The organism is Rhizobium sp. N621 (assembly GCF_001664325.1).
In the GTDB taxonomy this organism is placed as follows: Bacteria; Pseudomonadota; Alphaproteobacteria; order Rhizobiales; family Rhizobiaceae; genus Rhizobium; species Rhizobium esperanzae.
Window position 1 is genome coordinate 3,129,731 of sequence record NZ_CP013495.1, and the last position, 26,187, is coordinate 3,155,917.

A 26,187-nucleotide genomic window follows, 5' to 3' on the forward strand; every position below is an offset into this window, starting at 1 on the left:
CAAAAGAAAGGACCATCATGGCCAAGCTTTTCGAACCCACCAAGGTTGGCGATATCTCCGTCAAGAACCGCATCGTCATGGCGCCGCTTACCCGCAACCGCTCGCCGGGCGCGATTCCCAACGACCTCAATGTCGAATATTACCGCCAGCGCGCCACGGCGGGCCTGATCATCACCGAAGCGACCGCGATCACCCATCAGGGCCAGGGTTATGCCGACGTGCCCGGCCTCTACAGCAAGGAAGCACTCGCCGGCTGGAAGCGCGTCACCGACGCCGTCCATGCAGCCGGCGGCAAGATCGTCGTCCAGATGTGGCATGTCGGCCGCATCTCGCACACGACGCTGCAGCCGGACGGCGGCAAGCCGGTCTCCTCGACCAATCGCATCGCCAAGGCCAAGACCTATCTGGTCAATGCCGACGGCAGCGGCAGCTTTGCCGATACCTCCGAGCCCCGCGCGCTCGAAACCGCCGAAGTCCCCGGCATCATCGAGGATTACCGCAAGGCAGCCCGCGCCGCCATCGATGCCGGCTTCGACGGTGTCGAGATCCATGGCGCCAATGGTTATCTGCTCGATCAGTTCATCCGTGACGGCGTCAACGACCGCACCGACCAATATGGCGGCTCGATCGAGAACCGCGCCCGCCTGACCTTCGAGGTCGTCGATGCCGTGGTGAGGGAAATCGGCGCAGGCCGTACCGCAATCCGCATCTCGCCGGTGACGCCGTCGGGCGAAAGCTATGATTCCAATCCGCAGGCGACCTTCACCCATGTCATCGAGGGGCTGGCAAGATACGGCCTCGCCTATATCCACGTCATCGAAGGCCAGACCGGCGGCGAGCGCGACTACAAGCAGGGCGACAACCCCTCCTTCGATTACAGAGCGCTGCGCCAGGCCTATGAAAAAGCCGGCGGCAAGGCGAACTGGATGGTCAATAACGGCTATGACCGCGATCTCGCGATCGACGCCGCCGAAAGCGGCCGCGCCGATCTGGTCGCCTTCGGCAAACCCTTCATCGCCAATCCCGATCTCGTCGAACGACTGGCAAAGAACCTGCCGCTCAACACGCCCGACCAGTCGACCTTCTACGGCGGCACCGCCAAGGGCTATCTCGACTATCCCACTCTCGAAAAGGTCGCCTGAGGTTTCAGGCGCGCATCAAGAAATCCCGCCTCTCGGCGGGATTTCTCAGGCTGGCGGACAACCACGGCAAACCCCGCGACGTCATCCTCGGCCTTGTGCCGGGGATCTGTGCCGGCCCAATTAAGCTACTGAAAAAAGATGTTTTCCTGTCAGGCAATCGCAGTCGTCAGATGCTCGGCACAAAGCAACTGCCGTCCGGTTCGCGTCGGAAAATGCCCCTTACCCTAACCCTCTCCCCGTTCTGACGGGGAGAGGGGACGTGCCATTCCGAGAGGCGGATGGGAGGGAGAGGTCGCGGCGAATCCCCCTCGCCCCGGTTACGGGGAGAAGGTGCCGCAGGCGAATGAGGGGCTGGTTTCGCCGATCTCCGGAACCGGACACCACAAGGCCTGGCATGACGGAGGAGACTTTGTCGACAAATAGAGAAATCCCACTGAGAGGTGGGATTTGTGCGTTCAATATCTCTATATAGGATGTCATGTTTGCACCCTATCTCGATCGCTGGTCGCTCATGTCGGACGGCGAGCCCATCATCACCCATTCCAGCCGCCTGCTGCCGGTCCTCTGGCAGGACAAGCCCGCCATGCTGAAAGTCGCGGCCGATATCGACGAACGATACGGCGCGCTGTTGATGCAATGGTGGGACGGCGACGGCGCGGCTCATGTCTATGCACACGAAGGCGACGCCGTATTGCTGGAAAGGGCAACCGGGAAACGCTCCCTGCTTGCCATGGCGATGGATGGAGAAGACGACGAAGCGAGCCGCGTTCTCTGCCGCACCGCAGCGCGGCTGCATGCGCCGCGCGAAAGACCACTCCCCGATCCCATTCCCCTCACCCGCTGGTTCCGCGATCTCGAACCGGCCGCCGGCAAACATGGCGGCACGTTTGCCGATTGCTCGGCGATCGCCAAATCCCTCCTTGCCGATCCGCGCGATCTCTCCGTCCTCCATGGCGACATCCACCACGGCAACATTCTCGATTTCGAGGAGCGCGGCTGGCTGGCGATCGATCCGAAACGGCTCCACGGCGAGCGCGGTTTCGATTTCGCCAATATCTTCGCCAACGAGGAATTGCCGACCATTACCGACCCCGCCCGCTTCCGCCGCCAGCTCGCCATCGTCTCTGCGGAGGCGGGGCTGGAGCCGCAGCGGCTGCTGCAATGGATCGCCGCTTATTCTGGCCTTTCCGCCGCCTGGTTTCTCGGCGACCCCAATATCGAACAGGCGGAGACGGCCTTGACGGTCGCGCGGATCGCGCTGGCCGAGCTGGCGGCCTAAGGCGCCTTCTGCAGCGTATGCCCGATAAAGGCGGCCGCGGTGTCACGATGCGCTTCGGGCAGGCAGCCGAGAGCCACCAGTGAGGCTCTCACCGCCTCGTCGATCGGCGTCTGCGGCTCCTTGCTAAGTTCGGCGACAAGCTTGGCGTTGTTCATCCTGAGCGGCACTTTCCAGAGATAGCGCATCTCGTTGATCTCCCGCATCAACGGAACGAAAGGCGCGGCGAGCGGCACGAGCCACCAGGGAAACCGCCCGATCTTCGCCTTGCCGCCGGCAACACGCTTGATCGCTTCTGCCATCTGCATGCCATCTGCATCCCAGAAGCCATCCATATGATAGACGGCGAAGGGCGGCAGCTGATCGGCCCGCTCGATGAGCTGGGTGATGGTTTCCGCCATATCGGGCAGATAGGTCCACTGATGGCCGATGCCGCGCCGTCCCGGATTCTTGATGGTGCCGACCGGCTTGCCCGGCGTCACCAACCCAGATGAGAACCAGCTATTGGCCGTTGCGCCCGGACCGAAGAAATCGCCAGCCCTGACGACGATCGCACCGGTGCCGGATTGCGATGCCGCCTTCAGCCGCTTCTCCATCTCGACGCGGATCGCTCCCTTCTTTGTAAGGGGATGCTGCGGGCTTTCCTCCGTCGGCGACTGCAGGGCATCGGGACCGAAATTGTAAACGTTGCCCGGCAGCACGATCCGCGCCCCGGCGACGCGAGCGGCAGCGATCGTATTGTCGAGCATCGGCAGCACCAGCCTTTCCCAATCGCGATAGCCGGGCGGATTGACCGCGTGGACAATCAGGCCAACACCTTCAGCCGCCTTCAGCACGTCGCCGGCATTCATCGCATCGCCCTGCAGCCATTCGAAGGCGGGCTCATTCTTCGACGCCTTGGCGGCATCACGGTTGAGCGCCCGGATGCGCCAGCCACGGGCCAGAAGCTTGCGGGCGATCGCGCCGCCGATACCGCCGGTCGCGCCGAGAACCAGTGCCGTGATCTTCGTCTCTCCATTCATCGCAATCATCTCCTTCAAATTGCATGAGATGACTATGCTCCTGCTTTCAGATAAACAAAATTGACGAAATAAGTGGATCAGCTATACAAAAACATATGACGCTCGAACCAAGCTGGGATTTCTACCGCAGTTTCGTGACCGTGCTCCAGCAGGGCTCGCTTTCGGCCGCTGCGCGCGAACTGGGGCTGACCCAGCCGACGATCGGCCGCCACGTCGATGCTCTGGAACAGGCGATCGGCGCCGAGCTCTTCATCCGGTCGCCGAACGGCCTCGTGCCGACCGACGCCGCACAGGCGCTGAAACCCTATGCCGAAACGCTGGCGGCAACCGCCGCCGCCCTTTTGCGCACCGCATCCGGCGAGCGCGAGAGGGTAGCCGGAACGGTCAGGGTCAGCGCCAGCGAGGTCGTCGCCGTCGAGATCCTGCCTCGGATTTTCGGGCCCCTGCAGGAAGTCTATCCCGAACTCCAAATCGAGCTCTCGGCATCCGATGCCATCGAAGATCTGGTAAATCGCGAGGCCGATATCGCCGTACGCATGGCCGAGCCGCAACAGGATGCTCTCATCGTGCGCCGCATCGGCGACATCCCGATCGGCTTCCACGCCCACCGCCGCTATCTCGAACGGCACGGCACCCCGCAAGCCATGGCGGACCTCGCCAACCACCGGCTCATCGGCTTCGACCGGCAGACGGCCTACGTCCGCATGGTGATGAAGCGCTATCCGGCGTCCGAAGGCATCAAATTCTCCTACAGGACCGACAGCAACCTTGCCCAGCTCTCCGCAATCCGCGCCGGCGTTGGCATCGGCCTCTGCCAGATCGGACTGGCCCGAGAAAACCCCGACCTCGTGCATGTCCTTTCCGATGCGTTCGAGATTCCGCTCGGTACATGGGTGGTCATGCACGAAAGCCTGAAGACCTCACCGCGCTGCCGCGCGACGTTCGACGCGCTGGTCCAGGGGCTCCGGACTTACCATCGTCATTCCACAGGCGCGCAAGCGGAAATCGAGATCGATTTTCGATGAGAATCATGGGCAATCTCGCAGCATCCTATGGAGATGACGATGCACAAGCCGGTTGAACTCGTGAGCTATGACAGGGAATGGCCGGAAGCTTTCCAGCGCATCCGAGCCAAGCTGCTGGCCTTGCTGCCGCAGGCGCTCGCCATCGATCACGTCGGCAGCACCGCCATACCTGATATGACCGCCAAGCCGCTCATCGATATCGACATCGTTCTTCCCGCTCTCGAGCATATCCAGAGTGCGACACAGGTGCTTCTCTCGCAAGACTACGAGTCGCGCGGCAACCGCTATGACGACGAGGTTTGGGCATTCTTGTCGAGAGGTTCGGTGCCGGCCGAACGAGTCTACCTTTGCCCGGCCGGCAACGGCACGCATCGAAACAGGCTCGCTTTCCGGGATTATCTCATCGCGCATCCGGAAGCGGCGGCCGATTATGCCGCGCTGAAACGCAGGCTGGCAGCCGAATTCAGAATGGACGGCGATCGCTATACCGCTGAGAAGCGCGAATTTGTCGACACGATCGTCACGCGGGCATTGAAGGGATAGAGCATGTCGCGCAAAAGCGTGCGCAGTTTGCGATAACGGCATGCGCAAGAACGAGGACCTAAAGCGCAGCGAGCGAATCTGAAAGATCGCGACGCGCTCTAGGGTTAATGTCCGGCGCTCTGCGAGGCTCCAGCCGATCGCTCCTGCCATAGGCCGTCGACCACCTCGGTTTCCGGCCGGTCGCCGCCCTCGGCATATTCCTCATGCCATTTGCCGTTTTCGTCCTGCCAGCTGATCTCGGCGGAATCGCCCCCGACCTGCTGTTCGGCCGCGACGATGCGCGCAGCTTCGAGCGCCTCGGCATGGGTCGGGAATGCCTCGGAATAGACGCCTCCCAGCCTGTAGGCCCAACCGCCGTCATGCGGCACGACTTCGTAGACCACCTTGATCATGCATCCGTCTCCTCATCATCTTGTTGCGCATGCGCATGCTTCCGGACAGGGTCCGGATCATCGCGGCCGCGTGACGAGAATTCGAGGACGCCGCGATCTGCTTTTCCGGCCCCGATGGCGTCAGTATTTCATTAAACGTCGAAGACTGCAAATAGCAGAGTGCCGCCGCGTGCTTCCCATCCGAAATCAGTGACTTAGTTAAAGGCGTGAATCGCAACGGGAGCTGAGATTTGGGCATCGCGTCACGCCTTAAAGAGGAGAGATTTCTGGTCATTGCACTCGTCGTCTCGGTGACTGCCTATCTTCTGGAGCATACGGTCATGGAGATGGGGCCAGGCCTGGCGCTCATCGCCGCCGCAGCACTCGTCGCCACCATCGTGCTCGCTTCGATCCGCGTCGCCCATCATGCCGAACTGCTCGCCGTCAAAGTCGGCGATCCCTACGGCACGATGATCCTGACACTTTCGGCCCTCGCCGTCGAAGTCATCATTCTTGCCATCATGATGAGCGGCGAAAGCTCTCCAACGCTGGTGCGCGACACGATCTATTCGGCCCTGATGCTCGATATCAACGGCATTCTCGGCCTCGCCGCCCTGCTCGGCGGCCTCAAGCATGGCGAGCAGCCTTATAACGACAATTCGGGAAAGACCTATGGCGTGATGATCCTGACCGCCATGGGCATTTCGATGATCGTGCCGGAATTCGTGCCGCGAGATCGGTGGCATTATTACTCCGCCTTCACCATTGTCGCGATGATCGCTCTCTACGGCCTCTTCCTGCGCATGCAGGTCGGCCAGCACAGCTATTTCTTCAGCTACAGCTACCCGCGCTCCGAGCGGAAGAAGGAAAGTCGCGACGAACACGGCGCTGACGGATCGGCAGCCGTCTCGATCGCCACCATCCTCCTCGGCGTCGTCGTCATTGGCCTGCTGGCGGAGTTTATGTCGACCTTCATGACCGAAGGGCTGCGCGACAGCGGCGCACCAATCGCCGTCACCGCCGTGGTCGTCGCGGCGATTTCGGCCGCGCCCGAAATCCTGACCGCCTTGCGAGCGGCTCTGAGAAACCGCATGCAGGCGACCGTCAACATTGCCATGGGCGCCTCGCTTTCCACCGTCATCCTGACGGTGCCCGTGATGGAGGCGATTGCACTTTATACCGGCCAGCCCTTCATCATGGCGATGACCCCGGTGCAGACGGTGATGGTGACGATCACCTTGATTGCCGCGGCGATCAACCTCAACGACGGCGAGACAAACGCCATCGAGGGCATGACACATTTCATCCTCTTCGCCACCTTCGTCATGCTGACGGCTCTGGGGCTCTGAGGACTCCCTCCCCGCGGAGGAAGGGAAAGAACAGGCTGTTTAGACGGGCTGTTGCGCGAAGAGCAGCCGTTCGCGGGCTGCGAACCATTCATCGGCGTAATCGTCGTTCTTGTATTCCTCGAAATACGGCCCGCCGTCGGTGAAATGGACGTTCTTGGCGTCTTCGCGGTAGTCGTATTCATTGACGAGGTAATTCCATATCACCGGCAGTTCTCCGATGAGGTCGTCGTTCTCAAGCCACTTGAACTGGTGCAACTGCAGGCCGGTCGCCGTGTTGACGTAGTCGGGCGTCAGCGCGCGGCATTTGTCGTTGTTGAAGAGAACGAAGCTCGACCAGTTCTTCTTTTCGTACTTGGTCTGCGTCTGGCCGAGGAACTTGGTGTCGATCTTCGGCTGATAATCGTGTTTGACGCACATGACGGCGTAACGCTCGTCGCGCAATGCCCAAAGCTCGGCGATATCGGCCCGCATCAGCATGTCGCAATCCATGAAGATGCTCCAGCCCTCGAAACCACTGAGATAGGGCGTCAGGAAACGCGAGAAGGAAAACTCCGTGGATTGCAGCGCGTTGCGCTCGCGGGTGAAAATCCCGCCAAGATTGGAAAGTGCAATGGGCGAGAACTCAACCGGGATCGACGACTTCTCGATGATGCTCTGCACGAGAACGTGGTAGGCGACCACTTCCTTGGGATCGAATCCTACAAAAATTCGGACGTTTTGTTGTTCCATTGTCCACCTTGATCGCCGGTATCGGCAACAGCTTTCTGGCCACCCACGCCTGTTAGCAAAGGCCCGCGACAGTCATCCCTTCGACTTTTCGAGAAAACGCTGCTTACGGGTTTTCGGTTTGAACCGCCGAAAGAAATTGTCGACGGCGCGGATGAATTTGGTGACGGACATCAGCCTGTCGATCTGGCTGTTCGTATTGTCGAGCCGCTCCGACAAGACCTCGGCCGCAGTCATCGCGATCTCGATCGGCGGCACCTCAGGAAACCGTTTGGCGAGCGCCGAATAGGGGCTGGCATCGACGCCGCCCATCATTGAGATCGACCCCATGCGTGCGAAGAGGCGCAGGAAGATCTGCTCGAACGTCCAATCGTGAACGTCGAACACCTTCCACTTCTCGCTCCGCTTCGCCGAAAAGCCGGCAAGCAGGATCTTGCCCGGCAACTGCAAATCGGCGAGCCACAACGCTACCGCAAAGCCGCTCGTCGCGATCTTGCCGATCGGATAGAGATCGGCGAGCATTTGCGTCAGATCAAGGTGACGGGCCTTAGCGCCTTCGAAGCAGCTCTTTTCGCTGAGATTTTCCTCGACGGAGACCCGGATGTTAACGACGCCGAGGAAATCGTCGCCACCAAAGAAGCGCAAGACATCCGCCGCCTCGCGCCGGTGGACGATATGGGCGCCCATCACGTCGCTGCGGGCAACCAGCATGGAGTGGCCGACGAAGGGTTCGTCGAGCACCTTGTAGACCTTGTTGAAGAAGACGTAGAGCGCCGTCTCCGGCAATTTGCTCCGCAGCCGTTCGATATCGACCGCCTCGCTGTTTGCTACCAGCACGATATGGGAATAGCCCGACAACAGCGCCTTCCACGCTTCCGGCGTCAGGAAATTGAAGCCACCATCCGGAGTGGTCGTAGCCTTGTTATCGCTGGGAATTGCTTCCATATCGCCTCACATGCACTTTCCAAGGACGACGCGCTCCGTCCGCCCGACTAGCTGTTGCTGAAATAGGCGCGCATCCGGGCAAGCCGCCTCAGCCCGCCGATCTGCTTTCCCACATGCGAGAGGAAGCCCGCCACTCGGTCCGTCATCGACGGTTGCCTGCAGAAGGACGCCCAGGGCGTGTTGCGAAGATCCTCGGCATAACGATTGGCCATCCGCCGGTGCACCCAGGGAACGTTCGCCTGCCACGGTTTCTTGCGGCCGGTGAAATGAAAGATGGCCGGCCGATCGACGAAAGGCAGCAGGCCCGTCTGTGTATTCCAGCGCGGATCGAGCACCAGCCAGTCGCGGTCAAAAGTGACGTTCAGCGCATCCTGGTCGTTATTCTCGAACAGATGCGACCGCTCCTCGAAGATTTCGCGGGTCCTGGCGAAGAGCCCCCTCGCCCGGCAGGCCGACCAGTCAAACAGCAATACGCCGGCATTGAAGTAGCGGCCGCCCTCGCCCATGCCGATCTTGCGCTGGCGCGCGCCTGATTTCTCGGGAAAGGCCATGACATAGTCGTCGACGGCGGCAAGCGCCTTGCCTTGAAAATCAAGGGTGAAGAGTTCGTCGACAGCCGCAACCGCCAGCACGTCGGCGTCGAGATAAAGCAGGCGCTCGATATGGTCGGGTATATCCCGATCCATGTAGAGCCGCGCCAGTGTGGCCGCCGACCAGCGGCCCCGCGCCTGGAGGCCGGTGCCGGGCGTTTTATAGGGCAGCACCCTGATCGCCATACCATGAAGCCGCCCAAAATTATCGACCTCGGCGACCTGGTGCGGCTTGAGGTCGATGCCGAGAAGCAGGAACTCTACATCAGCATTTGTAAGATTGCGCTTGACGGAAAGCAGAGTGCAGCAGGCGGCCGGAAGCATGTTGACGTCAGAACAGACGATGACGGCACTCTGCTGCAAAATCCGGCCCCCCAAAGCGGCAAATTGAACTTGATGCCGGATATCTAGTTGGTTTGGCGGCTGCCCGCAACCGCAGATCATCCGCCCCACCGGCACTCCGTGTCACGTTTTGAATCGGAATTCAACGACTTGCGAGGCGAAGCGGAAGCTGTGCGGCAGCGCGTTGAATCGGGATGTGAGCTATAGTCGCAATGCCATAGGATGATCGACGAGCAGCCGGTCGACGGTGGCAAGCTGCAAGCCTTCGACCTTGCACTGCGCCAGCAGCAGCCGATCAAAGGGATCGCGCGTCTCCGGCTCGGGATCGGCGGCGGTGATGACATGCTGAATTTCGATCGCCAGCAGGATCAGCCTTGTTTCCTCAAGAGCACCGGCAATGTCTTCGAGCGGCATGCCGGGATCCAACTTTCCCAGACGAGCCTTGATCGCCGTTTCCCAAAGGCCTGCGCTGACGAAGCCCACGGTTTTGCTGTCGCCGAGCAGCGACGCGATCTCTGGAAATCGCGCGCCGGCGTCCTTCCTCAGGATCGCGAGAACGATACGAGTATCAAGAAGAAGTCTCATGACTCCGGCAAAGGCCTCAGGAGGAAATCCTCCGGCAGCGGATCGTCAAAATCATCCGCGATGAACGGCACGGGACAGGTAATACCCGAGCACGAAGATAGGCCTGACCGGCCTCCAGATCCAAACCGCCGCGTTTCTGATGGGGCACCAGGTCGAATACCTGCCGGCCGTGTCGGGTCACGACAATGATTTCACCTGCCTCGACCTCGCGGGGCAAGCTCGGTCAGGCGGTTCTTCGCATCACGGATTGAAACGGTCTTCATAGCCTCAAATGTAGCCACATGCAGCTACACCATCAACGCCGGATAAATAAAAGGCCCGCCGTCACCGGCAGGCCTTCGATCGATATGATGGCGACAAGCCTACTTGCAAGCGCCGCAGAAGCGCTGGATGCGGCGGCAAGCTTCCTCAAGCAGATCTTCCGATGTCGCATAGGAGATCCGGAAATTTGGGCCGAGGCCGAAGGCGGAGCCGTGAACGACGGCGACGCCTTCCGATTCCAGAAGCTCGGAAACGAAATCTTCGTCCGTCTCGATGATCTTGCCCGACGGCGCCGTCTTGCCGATCAGGCCGGCGCAGGACGGATAAACGTAGAAGGCGCCTTCCGGCACCGGGCAGACGATACCCTTGGCTTGGTTCAGCATGGAGACGACGAGGTCGCGGCGGCCTTCGAAAATCTTCTTGTTCTCGGGGATGAAATCCTGCGTGCCGTTCAGCGCCTCGACAGCCGCCCATTGGGCGATCGACGTCGCACCCGAGGTCTGCTGACCCTGGATCATGTCCATCGCCTTGATGAGCTGAATCGGCCCGGCGGCATAACCAATACGCCAGCCGGTCATCGCATAGGCCTTGGAAACGCCGTTCATCGTCAGCGTGCGGTCGTAGAGCTTCGGCTCGACTTCGACGGGCGTGACGAATTTGAAGTCGCCATAGGTCAGGTGCTCGTACATGTCGTCGGTCAGCGCCCAGACATGCGGATGCTTCATCAGCACATCAGTGAGCGCCTTCAGCTCGGCATGCGTATAGGCGGCGCCCGTCGGGTTGGATGGCGAGTTGAAAATGAACCACTTCGTCTTCGGCGTGATCGCCTTTTCGAGATCGGCAGGCTGGAGCTTGAAGTTATGCTCCTGGGTGGCCGAAACGAAAACCGGCGTGCCGCCGCAGAGCGCCACCATCTCCGGATAGGAAACCCAGTAGGGCGCTGGGATGACGACTTCATCGCCCGGGTTCAGCGTCGCCATGAAGGCGTTGAACAGGATCTGCTTGCCGCCGGTGCCGACGATCGTCTGCTCCCAGGAATATTCCAGGCCGTTCTCGCGCTTGAACTTGGCGGCGATCGCCTTGCGCAGCTCGGGGATGCCGGAAACCGGCGTATACTTCGTCTCGCCGCGGTTGATCGCGTCGATGGCAGCCTTCTTGATGTTGTCGGGCGTATCGAAATCCGGCTCGCCTGCGCCGAGGCCAATGACGTCGCGTCCTTTCGCTTTCAGCTCACGCGCTTTCTGGGAAACGGCGATGGTGGCTGAAGGCTTCACACGGGAAAGAGCATCGGCAAGGAAGGCCATGATATCGGTCCTATTGGTTGAAACGGGCAGAAAGCCGGGACCGGAGTTCTGCGGTTAGCTCTATGTCCAATGTATGACGGCATTTCAAGGGCAAAGGCGTGATGGAGGCAATGATTCTTATTGATCGTTTCGCCGCACCGGCGGGTAGGTCCGCCGTCCTTTTCGCCGAGGCGCGCGCGCAGTCGAGGCACCCCGCGCAACTTCCGGGATTAGGTGACTAACCAATCTGGGCGAATTGCTTTTCGAGGCAGTGTTGATGAACTTCCGTCATGACAAAGCCGCCTCGCAACTCTTCCAAGCCGCTGCTCAGGAATACCGACGCGCCGCTCCCCGCAGGCGGCCGCGCCGGCGGCGAGATCCCGCTCAGCCCGATCTTCCTTTCGATCCGATGCCGCCGCCTGTCGCGCTGCGTCGGGCATCAGGCGGGACACGGTTTCAGATGACGGACATCCCGGAATTGAACCAGGCCGAAGGTCGGCAATATCAGCAGCAGTCGACCGGCCGGGACACGGTTCGCCTGAACTATCTGAGCCTCGACACGGCGATTCTGCTGGGGATCCTGTTCATTGCGGTCGTCTTCAGGTTCCACAAGATTACCTTGCCGCTGGTCGACGGCTTCAGCTGGCGCGAGATAAGCACCGCGATGATGGCCGACAATTTCCAGCAGCGCAGCTGGAACATCCTCTTTCCAGAGGTCAGCTGGACCGGCCCCGGACCAGGCTACCAGGGCCGCGAGTTCCAGATTGTCAGCTATATCACTGCCCTGCTCTACCAGCTCTTCGGCTGGCACGACTGGTACGGCCGCGTGGTTGCGGCTGTCTTCGGGCTGGTGACGGTGTTTTCTCTGCACAGGCTGACAGCGCTGTGCTGGGGCATCATGCACGCCCATGCGGCGGCGCTTGCCTATGCGCTGATGCCGGCGGCGATCATGATCGACAGCTCGTTTCTTCCAGATCCCGCGATGCTGGCCCTCGTGACCCTCGGCGTCTGGCTATTCGTCAAATACTGGGCCGGCGGCAGCGGCTGGCTCTTGCCGCTTGCCACGGCGAGCGTCTCGCTCGGCGCACTGTCAAAGCCGCCAGGCCTCGTCGCGGGCGCCGTCATCTTCTATTTGATGGTTTGCTGGATTCTGGAGAAGAAGCAGAAGCAGGCAACCCGGGTCTTCCTGTGGGGGCTTGTGAGCTTGGCTATCGTCGCCGCTTATTACAGCTGGGCGATTTATCTCGGCCGTAATTATCCGCCGTTTCATATCGCCGGCAGCGGCTATATTTGGGACGACGGCCTCTGGGCATACGTCAAGAACAGGTTCTACGTCAAATCGGCGTGGAACACGTCGGTCTGGTGGTTCTACGGCTCTCCATTCTTGGTGCTGCTGGCGGTCGGCTTATGGATACCGCCCAGACCCGCTGAAGACCCGGAGCAACGCAGACTTTCGGCCATTCCCTATGTCTGGCTGGCAGCGGCCACGATCCTCTATCTGGCGGCGGCGGGCGAGATCACAGCTAATGTGTGGAACTTCCACATCTTCCATGTGCCAGTCGCGATGTTCTCAGGCCGCGGCGCGCTTCTCCTGGCAACGCTGTCACCGAGGGCCATTCTTAAGCCGGCTGTGGCGCTTCGCGCGATCTGCATCGTAGCCGTGGCGCTTGCCTGGTCGACCCTTCCCCTCGTCAGGACGATGAAGAAGCCAATCGCCATGACGGGCAAGCTCCTTGGCGAGGAACTGGCGCGGTTGGCGAAACCGGGCGATCTCGTCGTCGCCACCGCGCCAGATGTCGGCGACCCCGTCGCAGTCTATTACAGCAGGGCGCGCGGCTGGGTGTTCCCGCCTGGAGGAGGCGATGCAGACTGGTCGAAATTCGTCGCGGATGACGCCACTGCGATCGCGCAGCTCGAGGAACTGCGCGCGCACGGCGCGGATCTGTTCGGCGTGACCAAGAACGCCACCGACCACGCGGACTTGCGATTCTTCGAGCATCACGTTGGCGTCATCGATTATCTGGACAAGACCGCAACCAAACTTGTGGATTCGGACGATTTGCTGGTCTACAGAATCACCCGTCCATGACATCGCGACAGTCTGAGGCCATGGGCTTTGGACAGGACATGGCCTCGATCGCGGTACTTTCGCGGTGACGACGATCATGTTTTTCGTCTTTTAAAATCAGAGAGATCGCCGGATTTTATCGCCGCCACGAATAAGCCGCAACAAATGCCGCACGCCGCCGCAATTCGGTCGCGAGCGCGCCGAGATCGAAGCTGCATCATTCCCTCATCCAAAATTGGTTATTGAGGGTAGGCCAATGTTTCTGGAAGATGAGTTCGCCATCGGGCGCATACGCATGCGCCGGATCTCCATTTCATGTCTTGTCGCCGTCACCGCTTTTGTCGCATGCATCACCGCGATGCTGGGACTTGCCTCCGCCGCCCGCGCCGAGACGCGGCAGGCATCCGGCCAGCTCGCGGCCCTTGTCCGGCCGAACAACGTCAATAGCGGCTCGCTGCTCTTCCCGTCGAAGGAACCGGGCTTTTATGTCGAAGCGCCGCGGCTGAAGACCGACGTCGCAATCGATGTCTCCGGCCCGATCGCCAGGGTGAAGGTAACGCAGCGCTTCCAAAACCCGAGCCAGGGCTGGGTCGAGGGCACCTACGTCTTCCCGCTGCCCGACAATTCGGCCGTTGACGCGCTGAAGATGCAGATCGGCGAACGCTTCATCGAAGGCCAGATCAAGCCGCGCCAGGAAGCCCGCGAGATCTATGAGCAGGCCAAGGCCGAGGGCAAGAAAACGGCGCTGCTCGAACAGCAGCGGCCCAACATCTTCACCAACCAGGTCGCCAATATCGGCCCCGGCGAAGAGATCGTCGTGCAGATCGAATATCAGCAGACGGTCCATCAGTCCGGTGGTGAATTCTCGCTGCGCTTCCCGATGGTCGTCGCGCCCCGCTATAATCCGGCCCCGATCGTCCAGACCGTCGAGTTCAATAACGGCGCCGGCTTCGCAACACCGAGAGACCCGGTGGAAAATCGGGAGAAGATCGAAGCCCCGGTGCTCGACCCGCGCGAGAATGCCAGGATCAACCCCATCTCGCTGATCATCAACCTCAAGGCCGGCTTCCCGCTCGGTGAGGTCAAATCCTCCTTCCACGACGTCGATATCGGACAGGACGGCGACCAGGCGAGAACGATCCGCCTGAAAGGAGACGCGGTTCCTGCCGACAAGGATTTCGAGCTCACCTGGAAAGCCGCTCCGGGCAAGACGCCGAGCGCCGGCCTCTTCCGCGAAGCGATCGATGGTAAGACCTATCTGCTTGCCTTCGTCACCCCGCCCACCGCGCCGGATGCGGCAGCGCCGGCAAAACGCGAGGTGGTCTTCGTCATCGACAATTCCGGCTCCATGTCCGGCCAGTCGATCGAACAGGCAAGACAGAGCCTGGCGCTTGCCATCTCCAGGCTCAACCCCGAGGATCGCTTCAACGTCATCCGTTTCGACGATACGATGACCGATTATTTCAACGGCCTCGTCACCGCCGCCCCCGACAACCGCGAAAAGGCCATCGCTTATATCAGGAGCCTAAACGCCGATGGCGGCACGGAAATGCTGCCGGCGCTCGAGGACGCGCTGCGCAACCAAGGCCCGATCGCAAGCGGAGCGCTGCGCCAGGTCGTATTCCTCACCGATGGCGCGATCGGCAACGAACAGCAGCTCTTCCAGGAAATCACCGAAAACCGCGGCGATGCCCGCGTCTTCACCGTCGGTATCGGCTCGGCGCCGAACACCTATTTCATGACCAAAGCCGCCGAGTTCGGCCGCGGCACCTTCACTCAGATCGGCTCGACCGATCAGGTGGCAAGCCGCATGAGCGAACTCTTCGCCAAGCTGCAGAACCCCGCAATGACCGATATCGCCGCGACCTTCGAAGGCATCGAAGCCGAGGATATCACGCCGAACCCGATGCCCGACCTCTATAGCGGCGAACCCGTCGTTCTAACGGCGGAACTGCCGCAGGAAAAGCCTACCGGCAAGCTGCAGATCGTCGGCAAGACAGGCAACCAGCCCTGGCGCGTCGAGATGGATATCGCCAATGCCGCAGACGGCAACGGCATTTCCAAGCTCTGGGCGCGACGCAAGATCGACGATTTCGAGGCCCGCGCCTATGAGCACCAGGACCCCACCGCACTCGACAAGGACATAGAGACGGTGGCGCTCGCCCACCACCTCGTCTCGCGCGTCACCAGTCTGGTTGCCGTCGACATCACGCCGTCGCGGCCGGCAACCGAACCGCTCGGCTCGGCGAAGCTGCCGCTCAACCTGCCCGAAGGTTGGGACTTCGGAAAGGTCTTCGGCGAAAACGCTGTCCCGTCTGGCGGCGCAGAACGCCACGGCGCGGCCACGCCGGCTGGAAGCGCCGAACCGCAACGGACCGCAGCCGCAACGCAGGATCTCGCTGCATCGCCCGAGATCGCCAACCTGATGGCCGCGGCGCCGACGGCGAAAGCCGCCACGCTGATCGCGCAGAAAAGCTCGACCGTGAACCTGCCGCAGACGGCGACACGCGCCGACGAGCAGATCATGCGGGGGCTCACCATGCTGCTGCTGGCGCTGGCGGCGGCGAGCGGGCTCGCTATCTGGCGCCGCCGCTTCAAGGGTCTCGTCTCGGCCGGAGCCAAGCGCGATGGTTTCTAGCAACAATCAGGAAGCGGCCGAATTCGAGCCACTTCCGACCTATCTGGAACTCGCCATGGCCGCCGCCACGGCCCACGACATGCCGAAGGCGCGAAGGAGAAAGGGTTTCTTCCTCTGGCGTCTTTCGCCGATCGAGAAGACGATCGCCTTCGCCATTGCCGGTCTTGCCTTCTATGGCCTGGCGCTGATCGGTGACGGTTTTCTGCTGAAGGCGAAGGCGGAAATCTCGCAAGTCCTGCTGAAGCGTGCTTTTGCCGCCGAACTGAGCGGCAAGGAGACGAAACCCTGGCCCTGGGCCGATCTCACCACCGAAGCCAGGGTGCGTGCGCCGCGCCTCGGCAAGGAGGCAATCGTGCTTTCCGGTGCCTCCGGCGAAGCGCTCGCCTTCGGTCCGGCCTGGCTCGCCAATACACCGCAGCCGGGCGACGAAGGCACCTCCGTCATCGCCGCCCATCGCGACACCCATTTCCGCTGGCTGCAATATATAAGGCCGGGTGATACGATCGAAGTTACCCGCCGCGACGGCAAGCTATTGACCTTCAAGGCTGGCGAAGGCCGCATTGCCCCCTGGGACGCGAGCGGCATCGACCCTTCCTCCGATGGCCGCCGCCTCGTACTGACCACCTGCTGGCCGTTCGATGCGACCGAACGCGGGCCGCTACGCTACATTCTCGAAGCCGAACTAGTCGATGGTAACGCGATCGGCTCCCTTCAACCGGCAAACACAAAGCCGTTATTACAGACAGACTGAGGCTTGAAGCTCTGCCCTGCCCACTCCACGTTCCGGATGGAGAGACGACGGGGAAGCAAATGACGAGAATATCCGCCTTCCATTTCGCCGCGGCGCTGGTTCTGTTCGGCGCCACATCGGCCAATGCGGCCGATACCGTCAACACGCAGGGCCCTGCGGTTCGCGTCGAAAAACTGGCGGATGGTCTCGAACACCCCTGGGCGGTCGAAGTGTTGCCCGACGGCGCCTATCTCGTCACCGAGCGGCCGGGCCGCATGCGCATTATTCGCGATGGCAAACTTTCCGAGCCGATCGGCAACGTGCCCAAAGTCAATGCCCGCGGCCAGGGCGGTCTTATGGACGTGGCGCTTGCCACGGATTTTGTCACGAGCAGAAAACTCTATTTCACCGCCGCCATCGCCAATAGGCAGGGCTCCGGCACCGAGGCCTTCAGCGCGACGCTGTCCGCCGACGAAAAGACGCTTGAGGCGGTGACGCCGATTTTCACCATGCGGCGCTTCACAACGGGCAACATCCAATATGGCGCGCGCATCGCGATCGCCCGTGACGGCACACTGTTCATCAGCGTCGGCGACCGCGGCGACCGCGACCGATCGCAGGACTGGCAGGACGATGCCGGCTCGATCGTCCACATCAATGCCGACGGCAGCATCCCCGCCGACAATCCGTTCAAGGACGGCGGCAAGGCGCTGCCGGAGATCTGGTCGAAGGGCCACCGGAACCCGCAGGGCATCTCTTTCGATGCCAAGGACGGCAAGCTCTACACCGTCGAGCATGGCGCACGCGGCGGCGACGAGATCAATCAGATCGAAGCGGGCAAGAATTATGGCTGGCCGATCATCACCTACGGCCGTGACTATTCGGGCGCCGAGATCGGCGAAGGCACCGCCAAAAAAGGGCTGGAGCAGCCGCTGCACTATTGGGATCCTTCGATCGCGCCCGGCGCGCTCGCTGTCTATCGCGGCGCCATGTTCCCGGAATGGGACGGCGACTTCCTCGTCGCGGCGCTGAAATTCCAGCTGCTCTCGCGCATGCAGCGCGACGAGAGCGGCGCCTTCGTCGCCGAAGAGCGCTTGTTCGAAGGCGATTACGGCCGCATCCGCGACGTCATCGTGGCGCCCGACGGCGCGTTGCTGATGGTGACGGACGAGGACGACGGCGCGCTGCTCAGGGTCTCGCGCGCTCAGGCCAACAACGGTTGAGATCTCGCCAGGCTCAAGCGTCTACTTACAGCTATATTCCCAGATGAAGTACTGAGGATGCCTGGCGTCGGGATCCTTGTCTTGCTCCGGATCCTTGCTCAACCAAATATTTCCGAGCGAGGAAACACCGTTCCGGCAGCTGTCCTTGATCAAAATCGCCACCATCTCGAAAACCTGCAAATGCCGGTCACGAAAAGACATTTCGGCCAGCGGGCCCGTGTATTTCTTCCCGTTATGAGTGACTTCAATTCTGCGGCTGTTCGGACCTAAAGCGGTAACGAGATAGCTGAACTTCGAACCACTGCGCTCTACTGTTCCGCTTTTTACCGCATCGCGGGCATCCGCTGGTTCTGTGGCAAGTGCCAAAAGCCCGCACAGCACAATGAACTTCAAATATTTTCCACCCATAAAATACGCGCTCCCGTTACCTGCCCATGATGCTGGCTTGATCATGTACAAGATCAGCAATCGGCCGGCATTACTACGGTTGCGATCCTTCGCTCCACAGTCACGTGATCTGCTTTGCGGTTAAGGGAATAGATCGACCCGTCAAAGTCTTCGTGCTTGCCTGGAGGAAGCGCAACTGCTAACCGCTCGGACAGATCCCCCTTCCCCCTCGAGGACGACATGACGCGTATTCAGGCGAACCTCCTCCTGTTGCTTGCAGCCGCCATCTGGGGCGGCGGGTTCGTCGCGCAGTCGACGGCGATGAAGGCGATCGGCCCCTTCTGGTTCATCGCCTTGCGTTTTGCCGTCGCCACATTGGCCGTCTTGCCTTTCGTTCTTCTGGAAGCGCGTAAGGCAGAGGTAAAGACCAGCGCGCGCCATGCCAGGCTCTACGTCCTCACGGCCCTTGCCCTTTTCAGCGGCGCCGCCACCCAGCAGGTCGGCCTGCAGACGACGACGGTGACGAATTCCAGCTTCGTCACCGGCCTCTAGGTCGTCTTCGTGCCGCTCATTGCCGTGTTCTTCCTGCGCCGTGCCCCGCATTGGATCATCTGGCCGGGCGCGCTGATGGCGCTCGCCGGCATCTATCTCCTGTCCGGCGGTCATCTTTCGGCGCTCACCTCAGGCGATCTCCTGACTGTGGTCTGCGCCGTCTTCTGGGCGATCCAGATCACCCTTGCCGGCACGACCGTCTCCGAGAGTGGAAGGCCGCTCGCGCTAGCGGCCACGCAATTTGCCGTCACCACGGTCTGCGCGCTGGCCATTGCCGCAGCGGTCGAACCGATCAGCCTTTCGGCGATTTGGTCCGCAGGACCCGAGATCCTTTATGTCGGCATCTTCTCGTCCGGTCTGGCCTTCGTGCTGCAGGTGATCGCCCAGCGCTATACGACGCCGTCGCAGGCGGCGATCTTCCTATCATCCGAAGCGCTCTTCGGCGCATCGCTCGCAGCGCTGATTCTCGATGAGTCGATGCCGGCCGCGGGATATACAGGTTGTGCGCTAATGTTTATCGCTATGCTTGTAGTCGAGATCGTCCCCGGCTTTGCTCGCCGTCGCTTGCCGGCAGCCTGAACATGCGTCCAAATATGGGTGGATGCCGGATTGGAAAAAAATTTTAAGGAACCCGCAAAGCCCGTTTACGTTGCATTTTTGGCAAAATCTGCCCGAAACTTACATTGCAGACGATATAAATCGTTAATCATCTCCCATTCGCGGCAGAAATTTTGCCTTTTTGCGCAAACCAGATGTCGGAAGCAGTGTGCCCGCAAGGACACGTTAAAAAACTTTTGCTTGCCAAAATCCCTTAAACGCAGCACTCTCGGCGCGTTCGGGCATTTTGCGAGCATGGGAAGTCCTTAAGTATTTGCGCGCCGGGAACGCTAATATTCCGGTCAGCCGGTTCCAAATAAGGCAGGCGAAAGTTCTGCTTGGAGCAGGCCGAGGTAGAGGGGACCTTTTTCTCACATTTCAAGACTTGCCTGCCAACGCCTCTCGCAAGGAGGCAATGCTATGATGCTGCCCGTGTGGATGGCGGGCAGAGAGAAAAGGACCTGACGCATGGCCGAGACTGGCACTGTAAAATTCTTCAATACCGACAAAGGCTTCGGCTTCATCAAGCCGGACCGGGGCGGCGCCGATATCTTCGTTCACATTTCTGCCGTACAGGCCTCCGGGCTGGCCGGTTTGACGGAAAACCAGAAGGTAAGCTTCGACACGGAGCCGGATCGCCGCGGCAAGGGGCCCAAGGCCGTCAATCTGCAGATTGCCGGCTGAGCCCTTAACAAGGCTGTCGAATTCGAGTTGAAGCCCGGCAGCAATGCCGGGTTTTGTCGTTCAGCCTTCGTTCAGCTGGGGATTTGTAGGAATGTTGTCATCGAGAAAGGAACCGACATTCGGTTCTCGGAATTAGGGTATCACGCTTATGAACAGGCTCGCCAAAACTCTTTTGCTGACGGCAACGGCTGCCGCACTCACCCTCTCCGCCATCGGCGAAGCATCGGCCCGAGACCGCCATTGGCGCCGCAATGACGCGCTGGTTGGTGGCGCCGTCGGGCTTGCGACGGGTCTGATCGTCGGCTCGGCTATCGCCAACGCCAATAACGGCCCTGTTTACGATGAACCTCGCTACATCGACCCGCCCTACGAGCCGGATTACTATGAACCCGCTCCCGTCTACCGCGCCCCGCGCCGCGTCTACGTTGAAGAGCCGCGCTATGTCGAGCAGCCGCGATATTATGCGCCCGTCCGCACGGCCGTGGAGCCCTGGTCGCCGCAATGGGAGCGCTACTGCTCTTACCGCTACCGCTCCTTCGATCCGCGCAGCGGCACCTATATCGGCAATGATGGCCGCAGCCACTTCTGCACCGCCGGCTGATCGCTCGACGATCCCTGATACGAAGCGCCGCTCCTCAGCGGCGCTTTTGTTTTTAGTTTAAGCCGGAATGCGGATCGTTGCCCTCAAGCCCCCGAGCGGGCTGTCGCCGAGCGTGACGTTGCCCCCATGGCTGCGGGCAATATCGCGGGCGATCGCCAGACCGAGGCCGGTGCCTGATGCATCCAGGTTGCGGGCCGCATCCAGCCGGAAGAACGGCTTGAACACATCCTCGCGATTCTTTTCCGGAATGCCCGGCCCGTCATCGTCGAAGATAACAGTCAGCCACTTGGCATTGTGCTTGGCCTCGATGTCGAGCCTGTTGGCATAACGGCGCGCGTTCGAGGCAAGGTTGGTGACGAGACGCGTGAACGCATTCGGCCTAACGGAAATGTCGTCGTCGCCTTCGATCGAATAGCTGAACTGTTTACGATGCAGGACGAAATCGGATTCCAGCTTGGCGAAGATTTCGCTGAGCTTCAGCTCGCCGACATCCTCTTCGACCTCGCCGCGGGCGAAGGCCATGTAGGCCTCCAGCATCGTCTGCATATCATTGACGTCGTCGTTCAGGCCATGCAGGTCGGGATTGTCGCCGGCGAGTGCCAGTTGCAGCTTGAAGCGGGTGAGAATGGTGCGCAGATCGTGGCTGACGCCGGAAAGCATCGCCGTGCGCTGCTCGATCTGCCGCTCGATGCGTTCACGCATCAGAATGAAGGCAAGGCCGGCGCGCCTGACTTCGTCGGCGCCGCGCGGATAGAAATTGTCGGGCTTCTGCCCTTTGCCGAAGCTTTCGGCAGCCCGCGCCAGCATCAGAATCGGCCGGATCTGCCCGCGCAGGAAGAGGATCGAAATGCCGATCAGCACCAGCGACGTGCCGACCATCCAGACGATGAAGATATGGGTGTTGGAGGCATAGGTCTGACTGCGTTTGGCCAGCACCCGCAGGATCTTATTCTCGAGCTTGATGCGGATTTCGACGAGATTCGAGTTGCCGACCGTGTCGATCCAGAAAGGCCGGTGAATCTCATCGGTGATCTCATCGCTGAGAATGCCGTCAAGGATCGAGAAGAACGGCTTGACGCGCGGCGGCGGCAGATCGCCGTCCGGCTCGATCGAAATCTGCAGGTTGAGCTGATCGCGCGCGATGCGGATGATCTCGTTATAGTCCGAATTCTGCGGATAGGTCTCGACGATCTCGATGATCGCGGCGATGTCGCGGGTGACGGCGAGCGACAGCCGCTCGGTCACCATTTGCCAGTGACGCTCCATGAAGACGGCGGCGACGACGGATTGCAGCAGCACCATCGGGATGATGATGATCAGCAGCGAGCGCGCGTAGAGTCCGGTGGGCAATCGGCGCCGCAGCCAGCGGACGATCCAGCGCCAGCCCGCCGCCGGAGCGCGGTCTTCCCGCCGCAAACTGTCCATTGTCACCATCGTCGGTCCCGGCCGTTCAGAGCACGATGCGGGAAAGTGTGAACGTCATCGGCATCATGCTCCACTTCTTAAATCTAGTCGATGCTCAGCCTGTATCCGATGCCGCGCACCGTCTGCAGCCAGACGGGGTTGGCCGGATCCTCCTCGATCTTGCGCCTGAGCCGGTTGATCTGCACGTCGATCGTCCGCTCGCCGACCTCGGTGTCATTGCCGATCAGCTCGTGGCGGGGGATGGTGTCACCGGCGCGGCGAGCAAAGAGCAGCATGATTTCCTGCTCGCGATCGGTAAGCCGGATCACCTCGCTGGCTTTCTTAAGCTCCTTGCGGGTCAAGGAGAAAGTGTAGGGCCCAAACATGACCTGTTCGATCTTCAGCCCCTCACCGTTGGCGTTGCGGCGCAGGATATTGTTGATGCGTAGGACCAGCTCGCGCGGATCGAAGGGTTTGGAGAGATAATCGTCGGCTCCGGCCTCGAGGCCTTCGATCCGGTTGCCCGATTCCGCCAGCGCCGTCAGCATGATGATCGGCACGCTCTTGATGGCCCGCAGCCCGCGGGTGACGTCGATGCCGGATTCGCCCGGCATCATCACATCCATGATGATGAGATCGAAATCGAGACCGGCAAGTTTGCGCTGCGCCTCGGCGCCGTCGGCCGCGACAGTGACGCGAAAGCCGTTCTCCGCGAGATAACGATTGAGCAGCGCGCGGATGCGGGAGTCATCGTCGACCACCAGCAGATGCGCCGCATCGTCGGAAATACCTGTCTTGACCGCCATTCAATCCGCCTTCTTTCTGTCCCGCATGCCTCTGAGGAAGGCCTTCACGCCCTCCCGCACCTGCGCAGAGGCTCCTTCGAATGCCCGCTCAATGCGGCGCGATTGCGGCTCTGCAAGGGCAAGCGCCAGCTCGCGCCCCGACTTCGTTGGATAAAGCTTGCGCTGCCGCCGATCCTCGGGACCGGCCACCTGGCGAATATAGCCCGAATCAATCAGCTGTTTCAGCACCCTTGCAAGACTTTGCTTGGTGATCTTCAGTGTGTCGAGAAGATCAGCCACCGTCATGCCCGGATTGCGGTTGACGAAATGCACGACGCGGTGATGCGCCCGGCCGAAGCCGCTCTTTTCGAGGATGGCGTCAGGATCGGAAACAAAGTCGCGATAGGCGAAGAAGAACAGTTCGATGATCTCGAAATCGATACCGCCTGTATCTTCCATCGGCGTGGCCAACGGCTCCGGCTTGCCTGCTTTCGGACCGGTCTGTCGTGACACTCGGCATTTCCTTTCTCGTCCCGCCTGTTGCGGGAAATTTCCGCAATCAGTATTGGTGACATAAAACGGCTGGTAGCTTTGCCGAACTTTCGTGAGAGCCCGCCCGGCTTCCAATTTCCCTGGCGTTTCTTTGGAAACCAAGGTCCGCCCGGAACCTCCGACGCAATAAGTAATTCCCCTAGCGTCTGTGGATAAAACGTAATGGGGACAACAATCAACAGCCATGGAGCGAGAAGCGCCGGAGGAGGTTTGGGATGGCTTGGCATCGAGGTGATCGAGCGCGCGATCCTGCCGGAGCAACTGCCTGATTTCAGCGAGTGTTTCCTCACCGGTTCGGCCGCGGAAGTAACGCCGGCCTCTGAAATCGGCCCGTATCGATTTACGCCGGCGACGATCTTCGAAACCTTGATGAACGCCTATATGAAGGAAGTCCATCCGGCGGCGGTCGCCGCCGGATAACATCCTCATACAATTGGTCCGGCGCGCGAAAGCGCGTCGGGGTATTATCTATGTGCCCGCGCCATGACCAGTCCGGCGAGCGTCGACAGAATGCCGCCGCCGATCAGGCCACCGATGCCGTCGGCGATCAGGCCGGCCATAGCCGCTTCCCCACCGACCATGCCGAGCAGCATGCCGCCGGCCACACCGCCGATCGCGCCCGCAATCGTGCGAGCAACGACGTTCATCGCGTGCTGCTTCAAAGCGGCACTCGCGGCGTTGCCGCCGATGGCACCGGCAATTAATTGGATGACGAGCGGAAGTAACGCTTCCATGATTTTCTCCTCTGGCGATCTCCCCGATCGCCGATCTATGCCGAACCCTCGGCATATTAGTATTTTATCATATAAAAAAGGAAAGCGTTAAGAAAAATCAACCCATGCGGGATTAAGGCGGAAGGGGAAATTGCCCGAACGAGGCGGCCTGCCAACCGCCTCGTTTCGTATTTGCCGATGATCTTATTGATAGACGTAGACGATCCGGCGCGTCCCTGGATCGACCAGAACGGGTCGGTCGTTGATCCTTGTGTAGCGATATTCATAGTCCGGAATCGTCTGGAAAGTCACGTCGGCAGGCACTTCCGCGCCGACGACCACATCGCCGCCAAGCCGAACCGTCTCGGTCGGATTGGTCTCGATATAGGTCCGCACCGTCTCCGGCGGAGTGATCGTTTCCACGGCTCCGACCGGACCGATCAATTCATCGCCCGGCGCCGGTTGCGGGTCGGCCGGGACAACGCTGGCGGTCGACTCGTAGGTCACGACGGGAACGCCGATCTCGGCGCGATGCTGCTCGACGATAACCTGGTTGCCGCCGTAGTCCATCTGCAGATAATCCGCATAGACCCAGCCGCGTATGCCGTTGACGTCGACACGGCACCAGCGGCTGCCTTCGATGCAGCCGTCGAGCACCGCGGTCGAACCGCGGGTGGCAAGCCCGACTGCCGGATATTGCGGGCCCGGACCCGCGCGGACGTTGAGATCGTTGACCGTGGTCGCCACCATCTCCGCCTGCGCCAGACCGCCGCTCGCCAGGAGCACGGCTCCAACCAACAGGATGTTTCTCTTTAAGGTCATGTGAGCGTCTCCTTGGTTTCGATGGCCGGACAACGCGCGGCGTTCCACGATGTTCCCCTGCGTTGCCGCCGACAAATCGGCGGCTTCTGGGATCCACGCACAAGCATCTGAAAAACCAAGACAAAGCTTGATTCCACCGCTGCACGGAGATGGCGGAAGGCCCTATAAATTTGTGTTGCAGTCGGTTTTTTTGCCGTGAAACAGGTGGTGGCAGCAGCAGATTCCGGCTGTCCTTGCCACCGTTTCGAACTATACCTGGGCACCCGAGACACCAAGCGAGGCACATATGGGCATGCTCCAGGCCGGCATCATTCCGGTGACACCTTTTCAACAGAACTGCACGGTTTTCTTCGATCCCGAGACCCAGGAAGGCGTCGTCGTCGATCCGGGTGGCGACGTTCCGCTCATTCTGCAGGCGATCGAGAAAAGCGGCCTGAGCATCAAGGAAATCTGGCTGACGCATGGCCACCTCGACCATGCCGGCGGCGCCAAAGAGTTAAAGGAAGCCCTCGGCGTCGACATAGTCGGCCCGCATCAGGACGACCTGCCGCTGCTGCAGCGCATCGAAGCCCAGGCGGCGAAATACGGCATATCAGGATTGCGCAATGTTCTGCCGGACCGCTGGCTGAAGAACGGCGACAAGGTCTCCTTCGGCGCCCACGAATTCGAGGTCTATCACACGCCCGGCCATGCCCCCGGCCACGTGATCTATTTCAACCGCGCGCAGAATTTCGCCCATCTCGGCGACGTGCTCTTCAACGGCTCGATCGGCCGCACCGATCTGCCGGGCGGCAATCATCAGCAGCTGTTGGATTCGATCCGCGACAAGGTCCTGCCGCTTGGCGACGACGTCGGCTTCATCTGCGGCCACGGGCCCGGCAGCCGCATCGGCGACGAACGGCGAAGCAACCCGTTTCTGCAGGAAATCAAGCCTCGTTGAGCATCCGATGCAGACACCTCAGGCACCCGGC

26 protein-coding genes and 3 pseudogenes are annotated in these 26,187 nt (G+C 60.9%); 15 read left to right on the forward strand and 14 right to left on the reverse strand.

Annotation, left to right across the window (positions count from 1 at the left end):
• Window positions 1-17 precede the first annotated feature (17 nt).
• Window positions 18-1,142, forward strand: a complete 1,125-nt coding sequence (locus AMK00_RS15230; protein WP_064810921.1) for an alkene reductase — start codon at window positions 18-20, stop codon at window positions 1,140-1,142.
• Between the two features lie 478 nt (window positions 1,143-1,620).
• Window positions 1,621-2,421 (forward strand): aminoglycoside phosphotransferase family protein, encoded by an 801-nt coding sequence (locus tag AMK00_RS15235; RefSeq protein WP_064810922.1) that lies wholly within the window; start codon window positions 1,621-1,623, stop codon window positions 2,419-2,421.
• Here the strand turns inward: AMK00_RS15235 and AMK00_RS15240 are convergent.
• Window positions 2,418-3,440, reverse strand: a complete 1,023-nt coding sequence (locus AMK00_RS15240) for an NAD-dependent epimerase/dehydratase family protein (RefSeq protein WP_064811737.1) — start codon at window positions 3,438-3,440, stop codon at window positions 2,418-2,420. The two genes, AMK00_RS15235 and AMK00_RS15240, sit on opposite strands and share 4 nt — an antisense overlap.
• 95 nt (window positions 3,441-3,535) lie before the next feature.
• Here AMK00_RS15240 and AMK00_RS15245 point away from each other — a divergent pair, with 95 nt between their 5' ends.
• Both AMK00_RS15245 and AMK00_RS15250 read left to right on the forward strand, forming a co-directional pair.
• Entirely contained in the window at window positions 3,536-4,465 is a 930-nt protein-coding gene (locus AMK00_RS15245; protein WP_064810924.1) for a LysR family transcriptional regulator, read from the forward strand.
• Window positions 4,466-4,498: 33 nt separating this feature from the next.
• The gene (locus AMK00_RS15250; RefSeq protein WP_064811738.1) at window positions 4,499-5,008 is read left to right on the forward strand and encodes a GrpB family protein; all 510 of its coding nucleotides are present in this window, start codon (window positions 4,499-4,501) and stop codon (window positions 5,006-5,008) included.
• A gap of 104 nt (window positions 5,009-5,112) precedes the next feature.
• Here AMK00_RS15250 and AMK00_RS15255 read toward each other — a convergent pair whose 3' ends face one another.
• Window positions 5,113-5,400 carry a DUF2188 domain-containing protein gene (locus tag AMK00_RS15255; protein WP_064804010.1) on the reverse strand — a complete coding sequence of 96 codons (288 nt, stop codon included), beginning with the start codon at window positions 5,398-5,400 and terminating at the stop codon, window positions 5,113-5,115.
• A gap of 230 nt (window positions 5,401-5,630) precedes the next feature.
• Between AMK00_RS15255 and AMK00_RS15260 the strand changes: the two genes are divergently transcribed.
• Window positions 5,631-6,728: a calcium:proton antiporter gene (locus AMK00_RS15260; protein WP_064810925.1), complete on the forward strand. Its 1,098-nt coding sequence runs from the start codon at window positions 5,631-5,633 to the stop codon at window positions 6,726-6,728.
• 39 nt (window positions 6,729-6,767) lie between these two features.
• Here the strand turns inward: AMK00_RS15260 and AMK00_RS15265 are convergent, their stop codons facing one another.
• The 6 genes and pseudogenes from AMK00_RS15265 to AMK00_RS15285 all read right to left on the reverse strand — a co-directional run bounded on the left by AMK00_RS15265 (window position 6,768) and on the right by AMK00_RS15285 (window position 11,481).
• Window positions 6,768-7,457, reverse strand: coding sequence for a hypothetical protein (locus AMK00_RS15265; RefSeq protein WP_064810928.1), 690 nt, complete (start codon window positions 7,455-7,457; stop codon window positions 6,768-6,770).
• 72 nt (window positions 7,458-7,529) lie between these two features.
• Window positions 7,530-8,399: a hypothetical protein gene (locus tag AMK00_RS15270; protein ID WP_064804016.1), complete on the reverse strand. Its 870-nt coding sequence runs from the start codon at window positions 8,397-8,399 to the stop codon at window positions 7,530-7,532.
• Between the two features lie 47 nt (window positions 8,400-8,446).
• Entirely contained in the window at window positions 8,447-9,352 is a 906-nt protein-coding gene (locus AMK00_RS15275) for a glycosyltransferase family 8 protein (RefSeq protein ID WP_082240316.1), read from the reverse strand.
• A gap of 180 nt (window positions 9,353-9,532) precedes the next feature.
• The gene (locus AMK00_RS15280; RefSeq protein WP_064810930.1) at window positions 9,533-9,916 is read right to left on the reverse strand and encodes a type II toxin-antitoxin system VapC family toxin; all 384 of its coding nucleotides are present in this window, start codon (window positions 9,914-9,916) and stop codon (window positions 9,533-9,535) included.
• Window positions 9,913-10,179 (reverse strand): annotated as a pseudogene (locus AMK00_RS33580) (type II toxin-antitoxin system Phd/YefM family antitoxin). The gene AMK00_RS15280 and the pseudogene AMK00_RS33580 overlap by 4 nt, the downstream one beginning before the upstream one ends.
• 99 nt (window positions 10,180-10,278) lie before the next feature.
• Entirely contained in the window at window positions 10,279-11,481 is a 1,203-nt protein-coding gene (locus tag AMK00_RS15285) for a pyridoxal phosphate-dependent aminotransferase (protein WP_064810932.1), read from the reverse strand.
• 269 nt (window positions 11,482-11,750) lie between these two features.
• On the opposite strand from AMK00_RS15285, the gene AMK00_RS32015 reads away from it, so the two are divergent.
• From AMK00_RS32015 to AMK00_RS15305, 5 genes are all read left to right on the forward strand, one after another.
• The gene (locus AMK00_RS32015; protein WP_237357864.1) at window positions 11,751-11,924 is read left to right on the forward strand and encodes a hypothetical protein; all 174 of its coding nucleotides are present in this window, start codon (window positions 11,751-11,753) and stop codon (window positions 11,922-11,924) included.
• Window positions 11,921-13,549 carry an ArnT family glycosyltransferase gene (locus AMK00_RS15290; protein ID WP_064810933.1) on the forward strand — a complete coding sequence of 543 codons (1,629 nt, stop codon included), beginning with the start codon at window positions 11,921-11,923 and terminating at the stop codon, window positions 13,547-13,549. The genes AMK00_RS32015 and AMK00_RS15290 overlap by 4 nt, the downstream gene beginning before the upstream one ends.
• Before the next feature lie 235 nt (window positions 13,550-13,784).
• Window positions 13,785-16,166 carry a marine proteobacterial sortase target protein gene (locus AMK00_RS15295; RefSeq protein WP_064810935.1) on the forward strand — a complete coding sequence of 794 codons (2,382 nt, stop codon included), beginning with the start codon at window positions 13,785-13,787 and terminating at the stop codon, window positions 16,164-16,166.
• Window positions 16,156-16,917: a class GN sortase gene (locus AMK00_RS15300; RefSeq protein ID WP_064810937.1), complete on the forward strand. Its 762-nt coding sequence runs from the start codon at window positions 16,156-16,158 to the stop codon at window positions 16,915-16,917. The genes AMK00_RS15295 and AMK00_RS15300 overlap by 11 nt, the downstream gene beginning before the upstream one ends.
• A gap of 59 nt (window positions 16,918-16,976) precedes the next feature.
• Window positions 16,977-18,119 (forward strand): PQQ-dependent sugar dehydrogenase, encoded by a 1,143-nt coding sequence (locus AMK00_RS15305; protein WP_064810939.1) that lies wholly within the window; start codon window positions 16,977-16,979, stop codon window positions 18,117-18,119.
• Between the two features lie 21 nt (window positions 18,120-18,140).
• Here the strand turns inward: AMK00_RS15305 and AMK00_RS15310 are convergent, their stop codons facing one another.
• Window positions 18,141-18,572 carry a hypothetical protein gene (locus AMK00_RS15310; RefSeq protein WP_237350409.1) on the reverse strand — a complete coding sequence of 144 codons (432 nt, stop codon included), beginning with the start codon at window positions 18,570-18,572 and terminating at the stop codon, window positions 18,141-18,143.
• 174 nt (window positions 18,573-18,746) lie between these two features.
• Between AMK00_RS15310 and AMK00_RS15315 the strand changes: the two are divergent.
• The 3 genes and pseudogenes from AMK00_RS15315 to AMK00_RS15325 all read left to right on the forward strand — a co-directional run bounded on the left by AMK00_RS15315 (window position 18,747) and on the right by AMK00_RS15325 (window position 20,940).
• Window positions 18,747-19,637 (forward strand): annotated as a pseudogene (locus AMK00_RS15315) (DMT family transporter).
• Between the two features lie 486 nt (window positions 19,638-20,123).
• Entirely contained in the window at window positions 20,124-20,339 is a 216-nt protein-coding gene (locus tag AMK00_RS15320; protein ID WP_003561293.1) for a cold-shock protein, read from the forward strand.
• A 148-nt stretch (window positions 20,340-20,487) separates the two neighbouring features.
• Entirely contained in the window at window positions 20,488-20,940 is a 453-nt protein-coding gene (locus AMK00_RS15325) for a BA14K family protein (RefSeq protein WP_011426247.1), read from the forward strand.
• Between the two features lie 57 nt (window positions 20,941-20,997).
• On the opposite strand, the gene AMK00_RS15330 is transcribed toward AMK00_RS15325, so the two are convergent.
• From AMK00_RS15330 to AMK00_RS15340, 3 genes are all read right to left on the reverse strand, one after another.
• Window positions 20,998-22,374, reverse strand: coding sequence for an ATP-binding protein (locus AMK00_RS15330; RefSeq protein ID WP_064804034.1), 1,377 nt, complete (start codon window positions 22,372-22,374; stop codon window positions 20,998-21,000).
• A 74-nt stretch (window positions 22,375-22,448) separates the two neighbouring features.
• Complete coding sequence (locus AMK00_RS15335) at window positions 22,449-23,150, reverse strand: response regulator (RefSeq protein ID WP_064804036.1); 702 nt, start codon at window positions 23,148-23,150, stop codon at window positions 22,449-22,451.
• Complete coding sequence (locus AMK00_RS15340) at window positions 23,151-23,642, reverse strand: MarR family winged helix-turn-helix transcriptional regulator (RefSeq protein WP_064804038.1); 492 nt, start codon at window positions 23,640-23,642, stop codon at window positions 23,151-23,153.
• Window positions 23,643-23,903: 261 nt separating this feature from the next.
• Here AMK00_RS15340 and AMK00_RS15345 point away from each other — a divergent pair.
• Window positions 23,904-24,101: pseudogene (locus tag AMK00_RS15345) on the forward strand (branched-chain amino acid aminotransferase); the annotation flags it as partial.
• 44 nt (window positions 24,102-24,145) lie between these two features.
• On the opposite strand, the gene AMK00_RS15350 reads toward AMK00_RS15345, so the two are convergent.
• Together AMK00_RS15350 and AMK00_RS15355 are read right to left on the reverse strand one after the other, a co-directional pair.
• Entirely contained in the window at window positions 24,146-24,415 is a 270-nt protein-coding gene (locus tag AMK00_RS15350) for a hypothetical protein (RefSeq protein WP_064804042.1), read from the reverse strand.
• A gap of 183 nt (window positions 24,416-24,598) precedes the next feature.
• Window positions 24,599-25,216, reverse strand: coding sequence for a DUF1236 domain-containing protein (locus tag AMK00_RS15355; protein ID WP_064810945.1), 618 nt, complete (start codon window positions 25,214-25,216; stop codon window positions 24,599-24,601).
• 286 nt (window positions 25,217-25,502) lie between these two features.
• Between AMK00_RS15355 and AMK00_RS15360 the strand changes: the two genes are divergently transcribed.
• Window positions 25,503-26,156 (forward strand): MBL fold metallo-hydrolase, encoded by a 654-nt coding sequence (locus AMK00_RS15360; RefSeq protein ID WP_064810947.1) that lies wholly within the window; start codon window positions 25,503-25,505, stop codon window positions 26,154-26,156.
• Window positions 26,157-26,187 lie beyond the last annotated feature (31 nt).

What these genes read in the sequence shown, in the direction of transcription:
- AMK00_RS15230 (WP_064810921.1), top strand. Translation starts at nt 18, where the DNA reads ATGGCCAAGCTTTTCGAACCCACCAAGGTTGGCGATATCTCCGTCAAG.
- AMK00_RS15235 (WP_064810922.1), top strand. Translation starts at nt 1,621, where the DNA reads ATGTTTGCACCCTATCTCGATCGCTGGTCGCTCATGTCGGACGGCGAG.
- AMK00_RS15240 (WP_064811737.1), bottom strand. Translation starts at nt 3,440, where the DNA reads ATGAATGGAGAGACGAAGATCACGGCACTGGTTCTCGGCGCGACCGGC.
- AMK00_RS15245 (WP_064810924.1), top strand. Translation starts at nt 3,536, where the DNA reads ATGACGCTCGAACCAAGCTGGGATTTCTACCGCAGTTTCGTGACCGTG.
- AMK00_RS15250 (WP_064811738.1), top strand. Translation starts at nt 4,499, where the DNA reads ATGACGATGCACAAGCCGGTTGAACTCGTGAGCTATGACAGGGAATGG.
- AMK00_RS15255 (WP_064804010.1), bottom strand. Translation starts at nt 5,400, where the DNA reads ATGATCAAGGTGGTCTACGAAGTCGTGCCGCATGACGGCGGTTGGGCC.
- AMK00_RS15265 (WP_064810928.1), bottom strand. Translation starts at nt 7,457, where the DNA reads ATGGAACAACAAAACGTCCGAATTTTTGTAGGATTCGATCCCAAGGAA.
- AMK00_RS15270 (WP_064804016.1), bottom strand. Translation starts at nt 8,399, where the DNA reads ATGGAAGCAATTCCCAGCGATAACAAGGCTACGACCACTCCGGATGGT.
- AMK00_RS15280 (WP_064810930.1), bottom strand. Translation starts at nt 9,916, where the DNA reads ATGAGACTTCTTCTTGATACTCGTATCGTTCTCGCGATCCTGAGGAAG.
- AMK00_RS15285 (WP_064810932.1), bottom strand. Translation starts at nt 11,481, where the DNA reads ATGGCCTTCCTTGCCGATGCTCTTTCCCGTGTGAAGCCTTCAGCCACC.
- AMK00_RS32015 (WP_237357864.1), top strand. Translation starts at nt 11,751, where the DNA reads ATGACAAAGCCGCCTCGCAACTCTTCCAAGCCGCTGCTCAGGAATACC.
- AMK00_RS15290 (WP_064810933.1), top strand. Translation starts at nt 11,921, where the DNA reads ATGACGGACATCCCGGAATTGAACCAGGCCGAAGGTCGGCAATATCAG.
- AMK00_RS15295 (WP_064810935.1), top strand. Translation starts at nt 13,785, where the DNA reads ATGTTTCTGGAAGATGAGTTCGCCATCGGGCGCATACGCATGCGCCGG.
- AMK00_RS15300 (WP_064810937.1), top strand. Translation starts at nt 16,156, where the DNA reads ATGGTTTCTAGCAACAATCAGGAAGCGGCCGAATTCGAGCCACTTCCG.
- AMK00_RS15305 (WP_064810939.1), top strand. Translation starts at nt 16,977, where the DNA reads ATGACGAGAATATCCGCCTTCCATTTCGCCGCGGCGCTGGTTCTGTTC.
- AMK00_RS15310 (WP_237350409.1), bottom strand. Translation starts at nt 18,572, where the DNA reads ATGATCAAGCCAGCATCATGGGCAGGTAACGGGAGCGCGTATTTTATG.
- AMK00_RS15320 (WP_003561293.1), top strand. Translation starts at nt 20,124, where the DNA reads ATGGCCGAGACTGGCACTGTAAAATTCTTCAATACCGACAAAGGCTTC.
- AMK00_RS15325 (WP_011426247.1), top strand. Translation starts at nt 20,488, where the DNA reads ATGAACAGGCTCGCCAAAACTCTTTTGCTGACGGCAACGGCTGCCGCA.
- AMK00_RS15330 (WP_064804034.1), bottom strand. Translation starts at nt 22,374, where the DNA reads ATGGTGACAATGGACAGTTTGCGGCGGGAAGACCGCGCTCCGGCGGCG.
- AMK00_RS15335 (WP_064804036.1), bottom strand. Translation starts at nt 23,150, where the DNA reads ATGGCGGTCAAGACAGGTATTTCCGACGATGCGGCGCATCTGCTGGTG.
- AMK00_RS15350 (WP_064804042.1), bottom strand. Translation starts at nt 24,415, where the DNA reads ATGGAAGCGTTACTTCCGCTCGTCATCCAATTAATTGCCGGTGCCATC.
- AMK00_RS15355 (WP_064810945.1), bottom strand. Translation starts at nt 25,216, where the DNA reads ATGACCTTAAAGAGAAACATCCTGTTGGTTGGAGCCGTGCTCCTGGCG.
- AMK00_RS15360 (WP_064810947.1), top strand. Translation starts at nt 25,503, where the DNA reads ATGGGCATGCTCCAGGCCGGCATCATTCCGGTGACACCTTTTCAACAG.